The organism is Lacibacter cauensis (genome assembly GCF_007830055.1).
GTDB lineage: Bacteria > Bacteroidota > Bacteroidia > Chitinophagales > Chitinophagaceae > Lacibacter > Lacibacter cauensis.
The window spans coordinates 577,648-598,649 of sequence record NZ_VLLE01000002.1; the positions used below are offsets into that span (position 1 = coordinate 577,648).

Here is a 21,002-nt window from a genome sequence, read left to right on the forward strand (position 1 = left end):
CTTGACCAACTGCAGTTCTGCATTTCGTCAATTAAAAGCAATAACTGCTGTAATCCTTTTTAACAGGCCAATTTTGTACATTTATTTTGAGGTATGCACAACGCTAAATTTTTTCTCAAATACAATCTTCATCATCTCATCATCTGGATGCTGGTATTCGGCACCTGGTTTATGTTTCGCTATGAAGATTATGCATTGCCTGCTACAGCGTTTAAAGTAACGCTCATAAAGGTAATTGATCTGGCTGCATTGGTGTACCTCACCAATTACCTGCTTATTCCGAAACTGCTGTACAAAAAGCAGTATGTATTATTTGCGGTGATATTGATTGGTATGATTCTCTTGAGCAGTTATGTAAAGATGAAAATCATCGGTCATGTTACCAATAATCCTGCGTTGCTCGACTTTTCCGGTAACTGGAAAGGACGAGTGTATGATAATGTGATTCCACATTTTTTCCTTGTACTGGGTGGTGCTGCGTTTAAACTCATGTTTGATTACACAGTCATGCAAACAAAAATGGTCGATATGGCAAAAGAAAAAGCAGAAGCAGAATTGAGTTTTCTGAAATCGCAGATTAATCCGCATTTTCTATTTAATTCAATCAATACTGTTTATTTTTTAATTGATAAAGAAAACCAGGAAGCAAGGGAAGCGCTGCACAAATTTTCGGATATGCTGCGGTACCAGTTGTACGAAGCAGCAGATGATAAAATACCGATTGAAAAAGAAATTACTTTTCTGAACGATTATGTAGCGTTGCAGAAACTCCGGAAAGATGAAAAATATCTTGTAAACTTTTCTGTTGCTACGGATGTAAAAGGATTTACAATTGAGCCTTTGCTGTTAGTGTCGTTTGTAGAAAATGCATTCAAACATATTTCGCATCACAGCCATGAAATCAATTCTGTAAAAATCAATCTGTCGAAAGAAAAAGATATATTGGATTTTGTTGTGGAGAATTCAAAGGAAGAAGTAATTACGGCCGATAAAAATGGCGGCATCGGCTTACAGAATGTACAGCGCCGGCTGGAATTATTGTATCCCGGCAAATACAAGCTGCATATCCAAAATGGGGCAGAATTTTATACTGTTCATCTTCAACTGCACGTATCATGATGATCAATGTTGTTATTATCGATGATGAGCCACTTGCCCGTAAAGGCATAAAGGAATATGTGGCTGATGTAGATTTTCTGCAGCTGGTGGGTGAGTTCGATCATCCGTTAAAGGCGGCTGATCTTATCAGCAAAGGCGAAGTGCAGTTGCTGTTGCTCGATATACAAATGCCCAAAATCACCGGCATTGATTTCTTTAAATCGCTGCAGCATGCGCCGCCGGTAATTTTTACCACTGCTTATCCGCAATATGCATTAGATGGTTTTGAACTGAATGCATTGGATTATCTGGTGAAACCCATTTCATTCGATCGGTTTTTAAAGGCCTCGATGAAGGCAAAAGAGTATTACGAACTGCGGCAGCAAAACAAAACGGCAGATCATACAACTCAGCAAAGTGATTTTTATATTAAAGCCGATAACCAGTTTGTACGCATTGCGTTTAACGATGTACAGTTTGTAGAAGCGCTGCAGAACTATGTGTGCATTTATACGGCTGAGAAAAAATACATCAGTTATCTCACTATGAAATCGGTGGAGGAATATTTGCCTGCAGTTCAATTCATCAAAACACACAAGTCATTTATTGTAAATGCGGCAAAGATTGATGCGATTGAAGGCAACGAAATACGCATTGCTCAACATCGTATCCCCATCAGCCGCAGCGAAAAAGAAGACGTGCTGGAACAGTTACTGAAGAATAAATTTTTAAAACGCTAGATAAATCCGCAGCTAACAAAAATAAAACGGATGAACACAGAAGAAATCTGTATTCATCCGCTTTAATCAGTTCAATCCGTGTTTCTATTGCTGTTTACTTCTTCACTTTCCCATAATCAAACACAATGTTGCAAAAGGCTTTTACACCCACATCGAGCATGCTGTCGTCGATATAAAAATCGGGTGTGTGATGATTGGTTGCAGGACCGCCTTTGCGCATACCACCTACATTAAAGAAAAACGCAGGTGCCTTCTCGCCAAAGAACGAAAAATCTTCTGCACCTGTACTCCATACACCTTCAATTACATTTTCTTTGCCTGCTGCATTTTGCAACGAAGGCAACATCATGGAAACAAGTGCAGGTGTATTGTACGTCACCAATGTTTTATTGGTGATTTCTACTTCAGCAACTGCACCATTTGCTTCAGCAATTTTAGCGGCCATCGTTTTCATTCTTTCCCAAACATCTTTTTGCATTTTACTGTCCAGTGTGCGAATCGTACCGCTGAAGCTTACCGTTTCAGGAATAATATTTTCACGCACACCACCATTGAATTTACCAACGGTAATTACAACAGGTGCTTTCGTTAAATCGGCACTGCGGCTTACAATTGTTTGATATCCGTTAATGATTTGCGCAGAAATAGCAATCGGATCAACACCCAGCCATGGTGTAGAACCATGCGCACCTTTACCTTTTACCGTAACAGTAAACCAATCGCTGCTGGCCATAAACGAGCCGCTTTTGTATTGGATTTTTCCAATTTCCACATCCGCATCAATATGAATACCGAAGATGGCATCTACTTTCGGATTATCCATTACACCTTCTTTTACCATTAACGGAGCACCGCCTTCTTCTGTACCGGGCGGTCCTTCTTCAGCAGGTTGAAAAATAAATTTCACCGTGCCGGGTACATCTTTTTTCATGCTTGCCAATACTTCTGCAGTGCCCATCAGCATGGCAATATGTGTATCATGCCCGCAGGCATGCATTACAGGAACCTGAGTGCCGAGGTAATCGGCCATTACGGTTGATTTGAACGGCAACTCAACACGTTCTTTAATTGGCAATGCATCAATATCTGCACGCAATGCAACAACAGGGCCGGGCTTACCACCTTTGAGTAAAGCAACGATGCCCGTTTTTGCAACGCCGGTTGTTACTTCCAGTCCAAGACTTTTTAAATGCGCAGCAATGTATTCCATCGTTTTAAATTCACGGTTGCCCAACTCGGGGTTTTGGTGAATATGTCTGCGCCATTCAATTACTTTCGGCAAAATGGCTTTTGCCTTCTGATCAATCAACTGCTGCACGTTTTGTGCGTTGGAGCCGATGCTGAACAACAGCAATCCAAATAGTGGAATTAATTTTCTCATGCTTGTTTACGTATTAAAATTTCAGTTTAGTTTCTCTTTAAAAACACATAACCATCATACTCTACAAAATCCGATGCTTTTATTTCAATGGCATTTACTTTTCCGTTGCGTAATTCAAACGGCACTGCAAACTTTCCGTAAGATGCATGATTCCATGTAAGCAGGAAATTTTTATTATCGATGTATTCCAGTTTGCCTTTTAATTTCGGATGATGGCTGAGCAGAACAGTTAACTCACCATTCTCTTTTACAATCTGCATATTGCCATATACATGGTTATAGTAAGTGCCAACAAATGCGTCGGCACTAACAGGTAATTCCGGTTTTTTCTTTGCACGTATTTCCCATCCTTGAATTTTCGAATCGGTCATGGCTTGATCCTGTGCATGAAACTGCATTTGAAATTTACTTCTGTCGGTGTAAGGAACACCGAGGTATGCATCCATAATCTGGTAACGCAATGCTTCAAAAAAGTTCTGGTTATCGTTGTTGGTTAAAATACTGATGCCGAGTTTCTCTTCCGGTATAAAACACACATTGGTTACAAAACCAAATGCACCACCGGTATGCCAGTACACTTGTCTTCCGTTATAGTCAGTCATAAATTCACCAAGGCCATACGCACGGAAATGCGAAGGATAGTACGGCGATTTGCGTGTGCCTGTTAAAATATTTCCGTCTCTTGTTTTTTGCAGCACATCCCATGGTATAACAGTCTGGCCGTTTATTTTGCCGCTGTCTAATTGAAACAGTAACCATTTGCTGAGATCGTTTACACAACTCACCATACTTGTTGCGGGACCAAGATTATCAATTTCATCATAAGGCAAGCGACTTAACGGACCGAATGAGTTGGAGTAGGGTACCGCAACATTTGGTTTGCTGCCCATGCCAGCTGTATTCATGAAGGTGTTGGTCATGCCAACCGGATTTAAGATGCGTTCCTGCACATATTGCTCCCATGTTTTGCCCGTGGTTTTTTGCAAAATTTCACCGGCTACTAAAAAGCCCGAGTTGCAGTAACCATAGTTCTGACGAAACTCACCTTCGGGTTTCAGCAAACGCATTTTCCAGATGATGGAATCTTTCGGCAGATTACTGTTCCAGAAAGTAAAATCGCCCTGGAAAGTTTTGGTGCCTAAACGATGGCACAACATGTCTTTCACTGTTGCCAGTTGTGTGGATGTTGAATCGTACAATCGAAACCAAGGGATGTATTTTGTTACCTTATCATCGAGCGATAATTTCTTTTCTTTCTCTGCTAATGCAAGACTTGTACCCGTAAACAACTTGGAGTTCGATGCTATGATGAACAAAGTGTTTGCATCTACTTTCTCCGGCTTACCAACTTCACGCACACCGTAACCTTTTATGAAAACAATCTTGCCATCTTTAACAATGGTAATGGCAAGGCCGGGAATATTCCAGTCTTTCATGCCACGTTCAATGTATTTCTCAAGACTGTCGGTAATAAAAGCAGGAGGCTGTTGGGCATAAGCAGAAGTAGCAATTAAAAGCAGTGCTGCAAATAAGTATTTCATTGAAAGCTTTCTTTTGAGGAAGATACAGAAAAATGAAAAGCGAACTGTTTGTTGTGTTTTTCATTAGTAAGTAAATAAAAAAGCGGCTTCAATCTGAAGCCGCTTTGTATGAAAAAGTATTCAGGTTATCGTTCCCACAAGGTTTTCTTTCCAAATACCAATGTATTATCGGTAAACTTGATTTTGCTCAATTCAATCACCCAGATATCGCCACGGAAAATACCGGCTACAGGATATTTTCGTAAATAAGCTTTCTTTGCTTTATCGCCTACGCTGCCTTCTGCTTTGCTAAAAACACCTGTAAACTGTACACCTTTAGGTTTTGCCTGTGTAATTTTATCGGGCAACACAGTACCGCCCACCAAATTGTTTTGCAATGCTTCTTCAACATGTCTTGTATCGCTGTCGCTTTTAAATGCCAGCAGATTATCGCCGGGCACAAATGCAAAATAACAAGATGCACAATAAGGTTGATTGTCGATGGATGTTGCAATCGTAACAACAGATTGTTCTTCCAGGAAAGAAGCGATCTGTTCGGGCATTGCAGGTGAGTTGGTAGATGTGCTCATATTGAAATTTGTTTTTCTAAAGTTGCATGAATATACAAACAAGCCGGCTAACCTTTATTAGGTGATCAACTGATTGTAATAAGCTGTTACTTGTACTCGCCAAACACCGCCCGTAATTCATCCGAAATTTCACCCAGTGTACATTTATTTTCAACGGCAGTAATAACAGCCGGCATCAGGTTTTCGCCACTGGCTGCACGGTCGTTGATTTCCTGCAGGCATTGATCTACTTTGCCCGGATCCCGATCGTTTTTCAACTGACGAAGTTTTTCGGTTTGAATGGCACGAATGCTGTCATCAATTTTAAATACCGGTGTTGTGTTTTCTTCCTGTACTTGAAATTTGTTTACGCCCACAATAATCTTCGATCCGTTTTCAATATTGCGTTGGTATTCGTACGCACTCCGTGCAATTTCATCCTGTATGAAACCTTCTTCAATAGCACTTACGCTGCCGCCCATTACATCAATCTTCGCAATCAAATCCCATGCTTTCTGTTCAATTTCATTGGTGAGCGCCTCTACATAATAACTGCCCGCCAATGGATCAACGGTATCGGGTGCACCGCTTTCAAAAGCAACAATCTGTTGTGTACGCAATGCAATACGTGCAGCTTCTTCGGTGGGTAAGCTCAGCGCTTCATCGTACCCGTTGGTATGGAGCGATTGCGTACCACCCAAAACTGCTGCCAATGTTTGTATGGTGACTCTGGAAATATTATTGAGCGGTTGTTGTGCGGTTAAGGTGCTGCCGCCTGTTTGTGTATGAAAGCGGAGCATCATTGCTTTGGGATCGGTTGCGCCCAGCTCTTTCATCATCTGCGCCCACATACGGCGTGCTGCACGAAATTTCGCTGCTTCTTCAAACAGGTTATTGTGCGAATTAAAGAAGAAGGAGAGGCGTTTGCCAAACACATTAATGTCTAATCCTTTTTCCAATGCTGCTTTCACGTAGGCCTTACCGTTAGCAAGTGTAAACGCAATTTCCTGTACAGCTGTGCTTCCGGCTTCACGAATATGATAGCCGCTGATAGAAATGGTATTCCACTTAGGCAACTCCTTACTGCACCATTCGAAAATATCGGTAATGATGCGCATGCTTGGTTTTGGCGGATAGATATAAGTGCCTCTGGCAGCGTATTCTTTCAGAATATCGTTTTGAATCGTGCCGGAGATCTTTTTCAGATCGGCACCCTGTTGTTTGGTCAGCGCCACATAAAAGGAGAGGAGAATAAAACCTGTGGCATTAATGGTCATGGAAGTAGAAACATCTTCCAGTTTAATGCCGTTGAACAGTGTTTTCATGTCTTCAATACTGTCAATAGCAACGCCAACTTTACCCACTTCACCTTCGGCCAATGCGTGATCGCTATCGTAACCGATTTGTGTAGGCAAATCAAAAGCAACACTTAATCCGTTTACACCCTGTGATAATAAATAGTGGTAGCGTTTATTACTTTCTTCGGCTGTAGAAAAACCGGCGTACTGGCGCATGGTCCACAGTTTACCCCGGTACATATCGGGCTGTACGCCACGTGTAAAGGGAAACTGTCCCGGTAATTCCGCATCTCCGGAACCAGTATAAAGTGGTTTTACTTCAATACCGGAGTCGGTGTATACTTTCTTTTCATCCATAGCAAGAATCGTTAAATGCGTTATCAGTTCATGAGCTGTTTTGCTTCATGATTAATGAGTGAGCTTACAATATTCTGCAGCGATACATGGTCGTCATGCGAAAGTAATTCCACAATCTTTTTACTCAAATCAGCACCTGTAGCATTTGGGGCCAGTGTGGATGCCAGTTCGTTAACGATAAAAATGTTTTGTTCTTTCAGGTTTTTAATCCCATCCCATGCCGCCTGCGAAACATACAATTGCTGGCTCACATTATATTCAAATTCTGTTTTGATGCTTTGTACCATCAGGTTTTGCAATTCGGTTGCCGAAAGCTGGTTAACGGGTAAACGGCCCAGGAGGTTGGTAAGGCCAATACGTTCGCAAAGGATTGTCATACGCTCATAGGCTTGTAATTGTAACCGGATCATTTCCGGGTTAGCAGCTTGTGCTTTTGGTTGCTGTGCACGTATTGCCTGCTGCTGCTTTAAAGCTTCCTGTTCAAGCGCTTCACGTTTGCGTTCTTCCAGTAATTCTTTTTTCCCTTTAATGCGTAAATAAACAGCTAAAGCAATAAATACAACTGCAGCTGCGCCAAAAACATAATAATAAATAGGTTCCATACTAATAGAGTTGCAACAAAAATAGGTGTTTGCAGCAGAAAACAAGTTGCTGTTGAGATTGATGGTTGTTGCGTGTTTCGGTTGTAATTTCGCAAAAACAAAATGTATGGAAACAATTAACCAGGCTCCGGTAACATTTACGGCATCTGCCATTGAAGAATTGCAGCGTTTGTATACACAGCAGGCCGAAGGCAAATACCTGCGTGTTGGTGTAAAGGGTGGTGGTTGCTCCGGCTTAAGCTATGTGCTGGAGTTTGATGAGAAAAAAGATAACGACGAACTGTATGTTATTGAAGGCATTTCCTGCATCATGGAGAAAAGCCATGGCATGTATTTGTTTGGTATGGAAATAAACTGGGATAACGGCTTAAACAACCGTGGTTTTACTTTCACCAATCCTAATGCCAGCAAAACTTGTGGCTGTGGTACCAGCTTTGCAGTATAATGCAATACAGTAACAATAATTATTCAGCTGCGGCCATTGGCCGCAGTTTTTGTTTGCAGAAAGCACTGTGTAAAATACCATGCCGAGGGTATTGCTGCCTAGGATAGATGTTGGTAATTAGCTGTAAAATTTTACGTATGAAGTATAAGCTTTTATCAGCAGCCTTGCTGTTGAGTATATGTACAGCCGGCGTTGCCCAAAAAAAGAAACCCGCTGCAGTTTCTGCTCTTATGGGTAGTGAAGCATCTGCGGAAGAAAAGAAAACAAATAACAACGGTAACAATGGTAAAAACGGCAAAAACAACACAACAACCGTATCGCAGGTTTTTAAAATAAAAATCCCAGCAGGTGGGGCGAATGCAGCATCGGTTGTATATCATCCCAAAACCAAAAAGTATTATGCTGCTCAGGCGGGTAATATGAATTTTCCGTTGGTGATTTTTGATGAAGACGGAAAGATTGTTTCAAACGATGAGCAAACAACCATGATTGATGTGCGTGGACTTTGGTACAACCCCAAGACCAAACAAATAGAAGGCAATGGCTATAATGATTACGGCTGGTTTTCTTATGATTTGAATAAAAACGATATTCCTGAAAAAGCAAACGTTAAAAAGGAAGGCTTAAACCAGCCCGATGCCAATAGTGCAGGTGTTTTAAATACAAACGACAATGAAGTGCTGTTTCTTTCCGGTTTAAATGTAGTGTGTTACAATACCGATGGTTCCGATAAACGTAAAACCATACAGCTGCATTTTGGTGCCACAAGCGCTGCCGATGATACGCAGCTTTCTGTTACTGATTTTGAAAAGTCGTATAACGTCCGCTCATTGATCTACACCGGAACAAAAGGGGCAGAGATAGGATTGCTGAATGTGGCCAAGAAACAAGTTGAATTGTACGATATAAAAACCGGTTACATGAAACAGACTATCAGCATACCGGCTGATTTTACAATAGAAACTTATTTTAATTTCTCATATGCAAATGGTGTGTACTGGCTATTTGATAAAAATGAGCGGTATTGGTATGGTTACCGTTAAGTGTAACGCAAAAAAATCCCCGATCAGCTGATCGGGGATTTTTTTTGCAACAGTGAAATTAGCTGATGCTATGTCTTGCTTTTGCAAGCGTTTTATCTTTTTCAGGCTCACCTAATGGTTTGTCTTTTGCAAAATCCATCAGGATTGGTGCTGCTACGAAAATTGATGAGTAAGTACCTGTTACAACACCAATCAACATTGCAAATGCGAAGCCTCTTGTTACCTCACCACCAAAGATAAAGAGGATAAGCAACGTGAGGAACACGGTTAATGATGTCATAATGGTACGGGCCAGGGTATCGTTGATCGCTTTGTTAAGGATCGTTGCTTTGCTCTGTCCAAACATTTTGGCACTGTATTCACGCACACGGTCAAATACAATTACGGTATCGTTCATGGAGAAACCGATTACCGTAAGAATCGCTGCAATAAAGTGCTGATCGATTTCGAGCGGGAACGGTACAATGTTGCGGAAGAAGGAGAATACGATCAATGTTACCAATACGTCGTGCATCAGGGCAATGATGGTACCAACTGAATAGCGGTAATCACGGAAGCGAACAAAAATGTACAGGGTAATTGCAAGCAAACCGAGGATGGTTGCCCATAATGCACCTTTCTTCAAATCATCCGAAATGGTAGCTTGTACTGTTTGTGAGCTTTGTTTATACTGTGCATCAAATTGCGCATAGGTAATACCTGAAGGCAGGAACGATTTCAAACCTTCGAACAGTTTTGCTTCAACCTGTGCATCTACTTCCTGACCTGGTTTTTCAATCAGGTAATCAGTTGTAATATTCAGTTGTTTGCTGTTGCCAACTGTTTTAATAATCGGGAATTTGCCAAACTCTTTATTTAAAGCGTTTGCAACTTCTTCGTTATTCATTTCACGATCGAACTTAACAGTGTAGCTGCGACCACCACGGAATTCAACACCGTAGTCGAACCCATTAAAGATTGCCGCAATACCGAGTAACAATACAACCAATGAAATGCCGTAAGCGATTTTACGATACTCGATGAATTTGTAAGCAGCATGTTTAAAGATGCGGCGGGAAACGGCTGTAAAGTATTCGAAGTGACGTTTTTTGTTTGTCCAGAAATCGGTAATGAGGCGTGATACAAGGATACCGCAGAACAAGCTCAACAGGATACCGATGATTTGTGTTGTTGCGAAACCTTTTACAGGACCTAAACCGAAGTATAACAGGATGAGTGCAGTTAAAAGTGTTGTAACGTGTGCATCCAATACAGGCGCCAGTGACCGCTTGTAACCATCTTCAACAGCCATCTGGTAGCTCTTGCCTTTGGTTAACTCTTCCTTAATACGTTCAAAGATGATTACGTTCGTATCTACCGCCATACCAATGGTTAACACCAAACCTGCAATACCTGCTGCAGTTAATGTTGCACCAAATGCGCTTAATACGCCTATGGTAAAGAGGAGGTTTAAGATCAACGCAATATTTGCAACCCAGCCACCTGTGTTATAGTAGATCAACATTAAGATGAAGATTACCGCAAACGAAATGATGAACGACATTGAACCGCCTTTCACCGCTTCAGCACCAAGTGTTGGACCAACTACCTGTTCTGCAACGATGCGTGCAGGAGCAGGTAATTTACCGGTGCGTAATACACTTGCCAAATCCTGTGCTTCCTGGATAGTGAAGTTGCCGCTGATTTGTGATATACCGCCACTGATTGCACCATTGTTAACACCGGGTGCAGAGTAAACGTAGTTATCGAGCGCAATAGCAATTGCATATTTGTTGCTGAATGCATCGCCGGTCATTTTTTCCCAGATGCCGGCACCTTTACTGTTCATTTCCATTTGCACCTGTACTTCGTTGTTACGTTGATCGAAGTCCTGGCGTGCATCGGTAATAAATTCACCAGACAGTTTTGGTTGATCTGTACCGGGTACAGTCTTAATCACATATACTTCAAGTAAGCTTTCGCCACGTGCATTTTTACCGGTTGGTTTTGCACCAAACATGAAACGCATGGTAGAAGGAATAGAAGCCTTTACTACATCGAGGTTGACATAGCTTGAGAATGTTGCTGTATCAGCCAAACGGATTAAACCGATTGTAGCAGAGCTGTAACCTTGTGGTGTACCTGCTACCTGCTGGCTGATAAGTGCAGTTACCGGCTGGTCGCCCGCAACAGCAGCTTTTGCTGTATCCTTAATGGCAACACCGTTGCTGTCAACTTTCGTTGTATCGCTGGTGCCGCTTAAGTATGCTTTTACTTTTGCATCCATTTGTTGCAGACTTTGTGCTACAACAGGATCCTGGTTGCTGTATGTTTCCCAGAATTCGAGGTTGGCAGTTGCCTGTAAGAACTTACGTACACGAACAGGATCATCGATACCCGCCAGTTCTACGTTGATGATACCTTTGTTGTCATCGTAGCTTACATTCGGCTGTGCTACTCCAAACTGGTCGATACGTGCCATTAAGCGATCGTAAGTACGCTTAATCGCATCACGTGCTTCAACATGAATGGCGTCTAATACAGCATTGTTGCTGGCATCAATCTTAATTGATTTATTTTTACCACCTGCAAACAACGGAGCTAAACGGCCGTTACCTGTTGCCTTACTGTATTCTTCGCCAAAGAGTGTAACAAAATCAGCATCGCTGGTTTCTTTTCTTTGCGTAGCACTTGCAAGGGCGTTGTTAAGTGTTGCGTCTTTTGGATTGTTACTCATTGAACGGATCAAGCCATCGAGTCCAACCTCCAGTGTTACGTTCATACCACCTTGAAGATCGAGACCAAGATTTAATTCCTGCTCAACTGCTTTTTGATACGTTAAATTGGGATAGATCAAAGGAACATTCAGAATTACTTTTTCCTTTAAGCTGTCAATGTATCTGCGGTAAACAGCGTTCACTGCAGAGTCCTTTGTTTCTTTGGAAGCAGTACCAAAATTGTTCTTTACAAATTTCTCAGCTCTGGCTTTTTGTGTTTTCTCAAAATTGTTCACAATCCAAGTGTAGCTCAGTTGCCAAACAGAGATGATGATCAAAACAATCGCAAAAAACCTTACCAAACCTTTCAGTGCCATAGTAGATTAATAATTTGGGTTCTTTTTTTTAAGGAGGGCAAAGATAGGGGTTTCAATGCGAAAGAGAACAGCCTCAAAATCACTGTTATCCACCACTCCGGGCAGGTTTTGAGGTTAAGGTTTAAGTCTTATTTTTGAAGATGTTCAAAACGGTGTTCTCCGGTGGTCTTCTTTTGGTTGCAATAGGATTGTTTTATGCCTGTAAACCGTCCAAAACAGTGGCTGCCAACGACAATTTCCTCGAAAAGCTGATGCAGGCAAATCCTGACGATTTTGCTGCGGTTCTGGCCAACCGTGATTCGATGCGGGTACAGATTGTGTACACCCGGATTGACAGAGATAAGCAAAACCGCCCTCATTTTACCGACTATTTCTTCAATACAAATCCCGGCGTTTATTTTTATCCCGCTTCTACGGTTAAAATGCCTGTTGCTTTCCTTGCCATGGAAAAAGCAAATAAGCTGGGTATTCCTTTGAACGCAACCATGATTACGGAAAAAGGGCAGGAGGGACTTTCAGCTGTGTACAACGATCCTACAACACCCGATGGCCGGCCAACGCTGGCTCATTACGTGAAAAAAATATTTCTGGTGAGTGATAACGATGCCAATAACCGACTGTACGAATTTCTGGGGCAGCAATACCTGCACGATCAGTTAAAAGCAAAAGGATATCCTGATGCGGAGATTATTCGTCGTTTGGCTATTGCCATGCCCGAAAGCCTCCATCGTATCACCAACCCCGTACGTTTTTTAGATACTGCCGGTAAAACAGTTTACGAGCAGCCCTTGCAAAACAGTAATCTGGTTTATCGTCAACGGCACGATTTTTTGGGTAAGGGTTACCTCAACGATGAAAATAAACTGGTGAATGAGCCAATGGATTTCAGCCGCAAAAACAATATCTACCTCTACGATCTGCATAAGATCTTACGCAGTGTCATGTTCCCACAGGCTGTGTCCGAAAAGGAGCGGTTTAATTTTAAAGCAGAGGATTACAAGTTCCTGTATCAGTACATGAGTCAATTTCCTGCTGAAACAACTTATCCGGAATACGACAGTGCGCATTTTTACGATGCCTACTGCAAGTTTCTATTATTCGGGACGAAAAAAAATGAAAAGCTCCCAAAGCATATCCGCAGTTTTAACAAGGTGGGATGGTCGTACGGTTTCTTAACGGATGTGGCATACATTGTTGATTTTGAAAAGAAGGTGGAGTTTATGCTCAGTGCAACCATTTACTGTAACAGTGATGGCATTTTGAACGACGACAAATACGATTATGAAACAGTAGGGTTGCCTTTTATGGAAAAACTTGGGCAGGCGATTTACGCTTACGAAATAAAACGAAAGCGGAAACAGCAGCCTGATCTTTCTGCGTTTAGAGTAAACTACGATCAATAACTTTGCAGGTTCGATGAACATAACAAGTATGAAAAAAGACCGGAAACGATTTGTGCAGTTATTGTTGCTGTTAATAACATTCAGTTTATTGTACTCCTGCAAAAAAGATGTGGTACCGGGTACACAGATGCAGGTATTTGTAGTGAATGCTTCTGCAGGCTCGGGTAGTATTGAATTACTGCAGAACTTAAAACCGGTGGGCAGTTTCAGTTATATAACCGGGTTAAGCAGTAATGCGACTTATCTTAATCTCGACAGCGGTTTTAGCGATTACCGTTTACGATTGGGCAATACACAACTTGCAAGTTGGTTTTACAGCAACACCGGCAGCAGGTATTCATTGTTCATTTGCGACACAGCTGCGAGTGCTAAGCTCAAATACTTTTTTCTTACAGATGTCCTGGACACATCAGGTTTAGGCAAGCGCTCGAAAATCCGTTTGGTGCATGCAAGTCCGGATACAGATACATTGGTCTTGCTTACCACTAAACCAAGCAATCCGCTTCAAGACTCTGTGTTGATTGCCGAACGACCTTATGGAGGAAGAGCATCTGCAAGTGACTTAACTACCGCAGCTCTGTTTCAGAATTTTTATGCCGATACAGCCGTTTTCATCAAGCTGCAAAACAAAAGCACCGGTACTATTGTCAAACAATACCAGTTGCAGTTGGCAAAGGGTGGTGTTTATTCGTTCCTGGTAAAAGGATATGCAGCGAAAAAAGATGCCGATTCACTTTCTCTTTCAGTTATCAAACATAACTAACAAGCAATAGCTGCAGATGCGGTAACTTGCGCAAAACTTTCCTACAAATCACATACAATAAAATGAAACTTTCATCCCTGTTGAGCAGGTTCAGCGAACCTGAGACGTTAAAAATGGCCAAACTCGGCCGTGAGTTAAGAGCACAAGGTGTAGATGTAATTGATTTAAGCCTCGGCGAACCGGATTTCGATACACCGGACCACATCAAAGCTGCTGCTAAGAAAGCAGTTGATGATAACTACAGTCACTATACGCCTGTAGCCGGTTACCTCGATGTACGTGAAGCGGTTTGTACAAAGCTGAAGCGTGATAACAATCTTGATTACAAACCCGAGAATATCGTTTTATCAACAGGTGCCAAGCAAAGTCTGGCCAACGTTATTCTTGCAACAGTTGATGCAGGCGATGAAGTAATTATTCCTGCTCCGTTCTGGGTTACGTATTCTGAGTTGGTGAAAATTGCAGGCGGTGTTCCTGTAATCCTTACAACGAAGATGGAAAACAAGTACAAAATTTCTGCAGCCGAACTGGAAGCAGCCATTACGCCTAAAACAAAAGTATTTCTGTTTTCATCTCCTTGTAATCCTTCAGGTTCTGTTTATAACTATGATGAATTAAAGAGTCTTGCAGATGTGTTTGCGAAGTATCCTGATATCTTCATCATTTCTGATGAGATCTACGAATACATCAATTTTGTTGGCAAGCATGAAAGCATTGCACAATTCGATGCTATTAAAAACCAGGTAATTATTGTAAACGGTTTAAGTAAAGGTTACGCCATGACTGGTTACCGTTTAGGTTATATTGCTGCTAATGTGGATGTAGCGAAAGGTTGCGAAAAATTACAAGGTCAGTTTACCAGCGGTACCAATGCTGTTACACAACGTGCAACAATTGATGCATTGGTAGGTGATCAAACACCTACATTGGAAATGACCAAAGAATTCGAACGTCGTAAAAAACGTGTACTGGAATTAGTGAGCGAAATTCCCGGTTGGAAATTAGCGGAACCCGATGGAGCGTTTTACGTATTTCCACAAGTAAGTGCATACTTTGGCAAAAGCGATGGTACAACAACCATTAATGATGCAGATGATCTTTGTATGTATTTGCTGAACGTAGCACACGTATCTACCGTTACAGGTCGTGCATTTGGTACACCGGATTGTATTCGTTTATCATTTGCCAACAGTCTGGAAAAAATTGAAGAGGCGTACAAGCGCATCAAAACTGCATTAGCTAAATTGAACTAAGCTGATGAGCATATAAAGAAAAAGGGAGCAGTTGCTCCCTTTTTTATTTTAATAAGATTCATGTTCATTCGGAAAATCACCACTCTTTACATCGCCAATATATTGTTGTACTGCACCGGTAATTTGTTCATGTAGATTAAGGTATTGACGCAGAAAACGAGGTTTGAATTCCGTATTAATGCCCAGCATATCGTGCATGACCAATACCTGTCCGTCGCATGCATTACCTGCACCAATACCAATCGTTGGAATGTGCAGACTTTCACTTACTTCTTTGGCAAGTATTGCCGGAATTTTTTCCAGCACCGTGGCAAAGCAACCGGCTTCCTGTAACAACAGTGCATCTTTTTTCAGCTTATTGGCTTCCTCTTCTTCTTTTGCACGAACAGTATAGGTGCCGAATTTATAAATGGATTGCGGTGTTAAACCTAAATGTCCCATTACCGGAATGCCTGCATGCACAATCCGTTTAATCGATTCAACAGCTTCTTCGCCACCTTCCAGTTTAATGGCGTGTGCACCTGTTTCCTTCATAATACGGATAGCAGAAGCAAGTGCAATGTCTGAGTTGGATTGATAAGTACCAAATGGCAAATCCACCACCACCAGGCAACGGTGAATGCCTCTTAATACCGACTGTGCATGGTAGATCATTTGATCAAGTGTAATCGGCAGGGTGGTTTCGTGCCCGGCCATGACATTACTGGCACTGTCGCCTACAAGAATTACATCAATACCGGCTGCATCAAAAATGCGTGCAAAGGAAAAATCGTAAGCCGTGATCATCGAGATCTTTTCACCGTTCGATTTCATTTTCTGCAGCGTATGGGTAGTAATGCGCTTTACTTCTTTATTAACAGACATGAGAATTTTGAAATTTGGTAATTGGGAAATGAAATTACAACACAACTGTAGATGCGTGCAGCTTTTTATTTTTCACCTCATCATACAGCATATGCACCAAGCCATCGGCTAAGCCAATCTTTGGTACATAAATCTCTTCAATATTTGCCCAGCGCATAACATTTACATAAATCTGTAAGGCAGGAAGAATAACATCAGCACGATCTTCACGCAGCTTGTACTGTTTCATACGTTCTGCCAGTGTAAAACTGCTGAGTTCTTTATGATAGTCTCTTAAAAGTTCAAGCGATAAAGGTTTGCCCTCTTTTTTCTTGGAGAGTGAAAAAACTTTGTTGATGTTGCCGCCCGAACCAATTGCAATAATATCGCTCTTGCCTTTGGTTCCAAGTTTTATATAATTCTTCATCTCATCCCAATGACTTTCGTTTACCAAACCTTTCAGCAAACGGATGGTACCAATATTAAACGATTCCTTGAATACCAGCTTGCCATCATTAAAAAAAGTAAGTTCGGTACTGCCGCCACCTACATCAATGTATAAATAGGAGTGATCTTTTGCCAGGTTCTCTGCAATATGATTTTCGTAAATAAACGAAGCTTCTTCGTCGCCGCTGATTACACGAATTTCAATACCTGTTTCCATTTTTACTTTACGGATAATGTCGCCGGCATTTTTTGCATCACGCATGGCAGAAGTGGCACATGCCTTTAAGTATTGTACTTCGTAAATATTGAGCAGGTGTTTATATGCCTTAATGGTTTCAACTACTTTATTGATTTTGATTTTCGAAATATCGCCTGTTTCAAACACATCAAAACCCAAACGCAGCGGTACACGTACAAGATTTAGTTTGTTGAAGAGAGGAGTGCCTTTGCCGTTTTCTTCTACTTCGGTAATCAGTAAGCGTGCCGCATTACTTCCAATATCAATTGCTGCCAGTTTCAACTTGCTTCAGAATTTTTTGATGCAGGAAGTTGTAGATTTCCACCTGCGAACGTATTTTTTTCCCTTTTCGGTTCACGTATACATTCTGCAGTTGGTTATCCAGTATCCTCGCTTTTACGTTATCTTTTAACTGGATGTTGATGCATTCTTTCAGTTCATCTTTTAGGGCTTTGCCGGTAATTTCTACCGCCGCTTCTATCCGATGATCGAGGTTGCGTATCATCCAGTCTGCCGAAGATAGATAAACTTTCTCTTTGCCATTATTGTGAAATATCAACACCCGGCTGTGTTCGAGATACTGATCGACAATACTGATTGCATAAGGCTTTGCTTTGTATTTACTGCTTTCGGTAAGCATGCAAAAGATGCCTCTTACAATTAATTTTATTTCTACGCCATGTCTTGCAGCTTCATACAGTTTTTCAATGAGTATGGCATCACTAAAACTGTTCATTTTTAAAATAATGGAGGCAGGTAATCCTTTTTTAGCGTTATTGATTTCCGTAGTGATATGATGCATGAACCGCTGCCGCATGCCAGTAGGGCAAACAACCAGTGTTTTGCATTGACGTAAGAATTTGAGGCGACTTATAACCGGATGTTCGAGGTAAGAGAAGATGCGGTTAATATCGGCCATAATTTTCCTGTTCGATGTTAACAGGCAATGATCGCCATATACTTTGGATGTGTTTTCGTTTAAATTTCCTGTGCTGACAAAGCCATACTGGATGGTTTTGTTTTTGATGCGTTTTTTTATGATGCAAAGCTTGGCATGCACTTTCATGTTGGGTACGCCAATTAATACCCGCACACCTTCTTCTTCCAGTTTTTCTTTCCACTCCAGGTTAGCTTCTTCATCAAACCGGGCACGTAGCTCCAGCATTACCGTTACCAGTTTGCCATTGCGTGCAGCATTGATGAGAGCATTAATTATTTTTGAATTCTCAGCAAGCCGGTAAGCTGTAATCTTAATTTCTTTTACATCAGGATCCATTGCTGCTTCACGCAACAACTCAATAACTGCATCAAACGAATGATAGGGGAAATGCAACAGCATATCCTGTTTAATGATTTCGTCGGTAACACGAATCGTTTTCTGTAACTGTGGATGGAGGAAAGGTTTTTTCCGTTCCTGTTTTGTTTTAAACACATCGCCGGGAAAATCCATGAAGTGACGAAAGTTGTGAATTCTTCCACCGGGGATGATCGCATCTCTCCGGGTGAGGTTTAAACGACGGATGAGGTACTCCAGCAAACCAGCATCAATTTCTTTATCATAAATAAAGCGAACTGGTTTTCCTTTGCGCCTGTTTTTTAAACCTTTTTCTATTTTCTGAATAAGTGATGTGCTTACATCGGCATCCAGATCGATCTCTGCATCTTTAGTTACTTTGATAATGTGAGCGCTGTATTCATTAAATCCAAGAAATGAAAAGATTTTCGGCAGGCAGTGACGGATCACATCTTCCATCAGGATGATGTGGTGCTGGCCGGCAGGTGAGGGGAGTTTTACAAAACGGCGTTTATACTTTGCCGGTATTTCAATTAACGCATACTTCTTTTTGTAAGCAGTACTTTTTGTACTCATGGCAACTGCGAGGTACAGCGAACGTTCCCGCAGGTAAGGTGTTTGCGGGTTGCTCTCAATCATTAACGGTATCACTTCCTGCCGTACTTCCTCATCAAAAAAAGTTTCTACAAACTTTTTCTGTTCACGGCTCAATTGCTTTTCTGTTACCAGGAATATTTTTTCTTTCTTCAGCTCCTGCTGCACCTGGTTCCAGATACGATTGAATTCATTCTGTTGCTGCAAAACAACTTCCTGTATCTGCTCCAGAATCTGTTGCGGATTTTTTTCAAGATGCATTTTGCCTTTGACCTTTTCTCCAAACTCCGACATGCGTTTTAATGTGGCTACACGCACACGGAAAAACTCATCCATGTTGTTGGAAAAAATACCGAGAAAGCGAACACGTTCACGAAGCGGAACCGAAGGGTCATTGGCTTCCTGTAACACCCTGGCGTTAAAAGAAAGCCAGCTGATATCTCGAACAATCGTCTTACGTTTTTCTGATGCCATAACTACCGGGAATACTTACCCTAAAATTACGCAGCCACAAATTGTTCTAACATTAAGTTTTTGCGAAAACTTATAATGCTTCAATTTTATGTAACAGTGAGGTTGTTGATAAACCTTCCACCAACGGAATTATTTCTATTTTACCACCGTTGGCCATTACTTCTTTAGCACCAACAATGGTATCAACCGTATAATCGCCGCCTTTCACCAGTACATCGGGCATAACAGTAGTAATAAGGTTGAAGGGGGTATCTTCATCAAACAACACAACAGCATCAACCATAACTAACGATGCAAGCACAAGCGCCCTGTTCTGCTCGTTGTTTACAGGCCGGTTTTCTCCTTTTAACCGTTTGGTGGAAGCATCGCTGTTGAGGCCCACCACCAGTACATCTGCAAAGGATGCAGCCTGCATGAGTGAGTGGATATGACCGGCATGGAGAATATCAAAGCAGCCGTTGGTGAATGCTACAGTTTTACCAAACTTTCGCCAACGCATCAGCTCCTGTTGCAGCTGGTACTGGTTATGTATTTTCTGTTGAATGTGTTTGACTGATTTCATTGCTTTTGCGATTAATGATCGGTAAGAGGATAAAGCAGATGAGGCCGCCTAATAAAATAACCAGTGTCTGGGCTATCCACAAGATCCAGCCAAATGTAAAACCGGTTATTTCGGATAAGCCATACAGCATTAAAATTTCCTGCACAATAAACTGGTAAGCACCTATACCTCCCTGCGTAGCAATCATTCCCACACTGCCAAACGAGAGAATGGAAAATGCTTCCCTTGTGCCAAGGTGGGCCACTTCTTCCATGGCATAAAATCCAACACGGCTACTGAAGAAATACAAACTCCAGATGAGGATGGTGTGAATGATGAATAAACGGCGTTGCTTGATGTAACGTACACTGTTCAATCCATGCCAGATACCTTTCACAACGTTTTTGATACGTTCAATGATGCGGATATGGCTGAACCGTTTAAACAGCCAGTAGGTTACAAATACAAATGAAACGATAATGCCTAAGATCATTCCGGTACGCAGCCAGGAAAACTCTTTGCCTCCACCGTTAAAGGTGTTTTGTAAAAGTGATAATGCAAACGAACCAACGGTATCGATCTGTAATAAAATCGTAATTACAAAAGCTGTAATTAAACACACCAGATCAATCGCACGTTCTGCTACAATGGTGCCCACGAGTTTATCGGGAGCTACTTTTTCATAGCGGGCTAGTAAGGTACACTTGAGTACTTCGCCTAAACGTGGAAAGGCAAGATTGGCAAGATAGCCGATCATTACTGCATTAAATACATTGAAGGTGCCGGGTTTGTACCCCAAAGGTTCCATCAATATTTTCCAGCGCAAAGCCCGGATATAATGGCTTAATAACAGCATAGCAAATACAGGCAGAAACAGCCAGTAGTTGGCTTGCTTTAATGAAGTGCGGATCTGCTGCCAGCCTTTATCATCAATACCTCTGGCCATCCACCATACCAGAAACAAACCAAGTCCCAGAAAAAAAAGGAATTGCGCTGCCAGGATGATTCGTTTCTTCAGCATAAATG

At 41.6% G+C, this 21,002-nt stretch carries 18 protein-coding genes; 7 read left to right on the top strand and 11 right to left on the bottom strand.

Features of this window, described 5'->3' with window-relative positions:
• The first annotated feature begins 93 nt into the window (after positions 1-93).
• Positions 94-1,119, top strand: coding sequence for a sensor histidine kinase (locus IQ13_RS02450; RefSeq protein ID WP_144884153.1), 1,026 nt, complete (start codon positions 94-96; stop codon positions 1,117-1,119).
• Positions 1,116-1,838, top strand: coding sequence for a LytR/AlgR family response regulator transcription factor (locus tag IQ13_RS02455; RefSeq protein ID WP_242009461.1), 723 nt, complete (start codon positions 1,116-1,118; stop codon positions 1,836-1,838). Before IQ13_RS02450 ends, IQ13_RS02455 begins: the two co-directional genes overlap by 4 nt.
• A gap of 94 nt (positions 1,839-1,932) precedes the next feature.
• Here the strand turns inward: IQ13_RS02455 and IQ13_RS02460 are convergent, their stop codons facing one another.
• The 5 genes from IQ13_RS02460 to IQ13_RS02480 form a co-directional block, all read right to left on the bottom strand.
• Positions 1,933-3,219, bottom strand: coding sequence for an amidohydrolase (locus tag IQ13_RS02460; RefSeq protein ID WP_144884155.1), 1,287 nt, complete (start codon positions 3,217-3,219; stop codon positions 1,933-1,935).
• Between the two features lie 26 nt (positions 3,220-3,245).
• Entirely contained in the window at positions 3,246-4,760 is a 1,515-nt protein-coding gene (locus tag IQ13_RS02465; protein ID WP_144884157.1) for a serine hydrolase, read from the bottom strand.
• A 125-nt stretch (positions 4,761-4,885) separates the two neighbouring features.
• Positions 4,886-5,329, bottom strand: coding sequence for a pyridoxamine 5'-phosphate oxidase family protein (locus tag IQ13_RS02470; RefSeq protein ID WP_144884159.1), 444 nt, complete (start codon positions 5,327-5,329; stop codon positions 4,886-4,888).
• 86 nt (positions 5,330-5,415) lie between these two features.
• Positions 5,416-6,963, bottom strand: coding sequence for an acyl-CoA mutase large subunit family protein (locus IQ13_RS02475; RefSeq protein WP_144884160.1), 1,548 nt, complete (start codon positions 6,961-6,963; stop codon positions 5,416-5,418).
• A 23-nt stretch (positions 6,964-6,986) separates the two neighbouring features.
• Positions 6,987-7,565, bottom strand: coding sequence for a DUF7935 family protein (locus tag IQ13_RS02480; protein WP_144884162.1), 579 nt, complete (start codon positions 7,563-7,565; stop codon positions 6,987-6,989).
• 106 nt (positions 7,566-7,671) lie between these two features.
• Between IQ13_RS02480 and IQ13_RS02485 the strand changes: the two genes are divergently transcribed.
• Positions 7,672-8,010, top strand: a complete 339-nt coding sequence (locus IQ13_RS02485; protein ID WP_144884164.1) for a HesB/IscA family protein — start codon at positions 7,672-7,674, stop codon at positions 8,008-8,010.
• A gap of 137 nt (positions 8,011-8,147) precedes the next feature.
• Positions 8,148-9,053, top strand: a complete 906-nt coding sequence (locus IQ13_RS02490; protein WP_144884166.1) for a hypothetical protein — start codon at positions 8,148-8,150, stop codon at positions 9,051-9,053.
• 58 nt (positions 9,054-9,111) lie between these two features.
• Here IQ13_RS02490 and secDF read toward each other — a convergent pair whose 3' ends face one another.
• Complete coding sequence (gene secDF / locus IQ13_RS02495) at positions 9,112-12,126, bottom strand: protein translocase subunit SecDF (protein ID WP_144884168.1); 3,015 nt, start codon at positions 12,124-12,126, stop codon at positions 9,112-9,114.
• Positions 12,127-12,266: 140 nt separating this feature from the next.
• Here secDF and IQ13_RS02500 point away from each other — a divergent pair, with 140 nt between their 5' ends.
• The 3 genes from IQ13_RS02500 to IQ13_RS02510 all read left to right on the top strand — a co-directional run bounded on the left by IQ13_RS02500 (position 12,267) and on the right by IQ13_RS02510 (position 15,545).
• Positions 12,267-13,529: a serine hydrolase gene (locus IQ13_RS02500; RefSeq protein ID WP_144885033.1), complete on the top strand. Its 1,263-nt coding sequence runs from the start codon at positions 12,267-12,269 to the stop codon at positions 13,527-13,529.
• A gap of 28 nt (positions 13,530-13,557) precedes the next feature.
• Complete coding sequence (locus IQ13_RS02505; protein WP_144884170.1) at positions 13,558-14,292, top strand: DUF4397 domain-containing protein; 735 nt, start codon at positions 13,558-13,560, stop codon at positions 14,290-14,292.
• A 62-nt stretch (positions 14,293-14,354) separates the two neighbouring features.
• Positions 14,355-15,545, top strand: coding sequence for a pyridoxal phosphate-dependent aminotransferase (locus IQ13_RS02510; RefSeq protein ID WP_144884172.1), 1,191 nt, complete (start codon positions 14,355-14,357; stop codon positions 15,543-15,545).
• A gap of 48 nt (positions 15,546-15,593) precedes the next feature.
• Here the strand turns inward: IQ13_RS02510 and panB are convergent, their stop codons facing one another.
• The 5 genes from panB to IQ13_RS02535 form a co-directional block, all read right to left on the bottom strand.
• Complete coding sequence (gene panB / locus IQ13_RS02515; RefSeq protein WP_144884174.1) at positions 15,594-16,409, bottom strand: 3-methyl-2-oxobutanoate hydroxymethyltransferase; 816 nt, start codon at positions 16,407-16,409, stop codon at positions 15,594-15,596.
• 34 nt (positions 16,410-16,443) lie between these two features.
• Positions 16,444-17,355, bottom strand: coding sequence for a Ppx/GppA phosphatase family protein (locus tag IQ13_RS02520; RefSeq protein WP_144884176.1), 912 nt, complete (start codon positions 17,353-17,355; stop codon positions 16,444-16,446).
• Positions 17,336-19,435, bottom strand: a complete 2,100-nt coding sequence (gene ppk1, locus IQ13_RS02525) for a polyphosphate kinase 1 (protein ID WP_144884178.1) — start codon at positions 19,433-19,435, stop codon at positions 17,336-17,338. Before ppk1 ends, IQ13_RS02520 begins: the two co-directional genes overlap by 20 nt.
• Positions 19,436-19,505: 70 nt before the next feature.
• A complete protein-coding gene (gene rfaE2, locus IQ13_RS02530) occupies positions 19,506-19,997 on the bottom strand; it encodes a D-glycero-beta-D-manno-heptose 1-phosphate adenylyltransferase (protein ID WP_144884180.1) in 492 nt (163 codons plus the stop codon).
• Positions 19,960-20,997 (bottom strand): lysylphosphatidylglycerol synthase transmembrane domain-containing protein, encoded by a 1,038-nt coding sequence (locus IQ13_RS02535; RefSeq protein WP_144884182.1) that lies wholly within the window; start codon positions 20,995-20,997, stop codon positions 19,960-19,962. Before IQ13_RS02535 ends, rfaE2 begins: the two co-directional genes overlap by 38 nt.
• Positions 20,998-21,002: the final 5 nt, after the last annotated feature.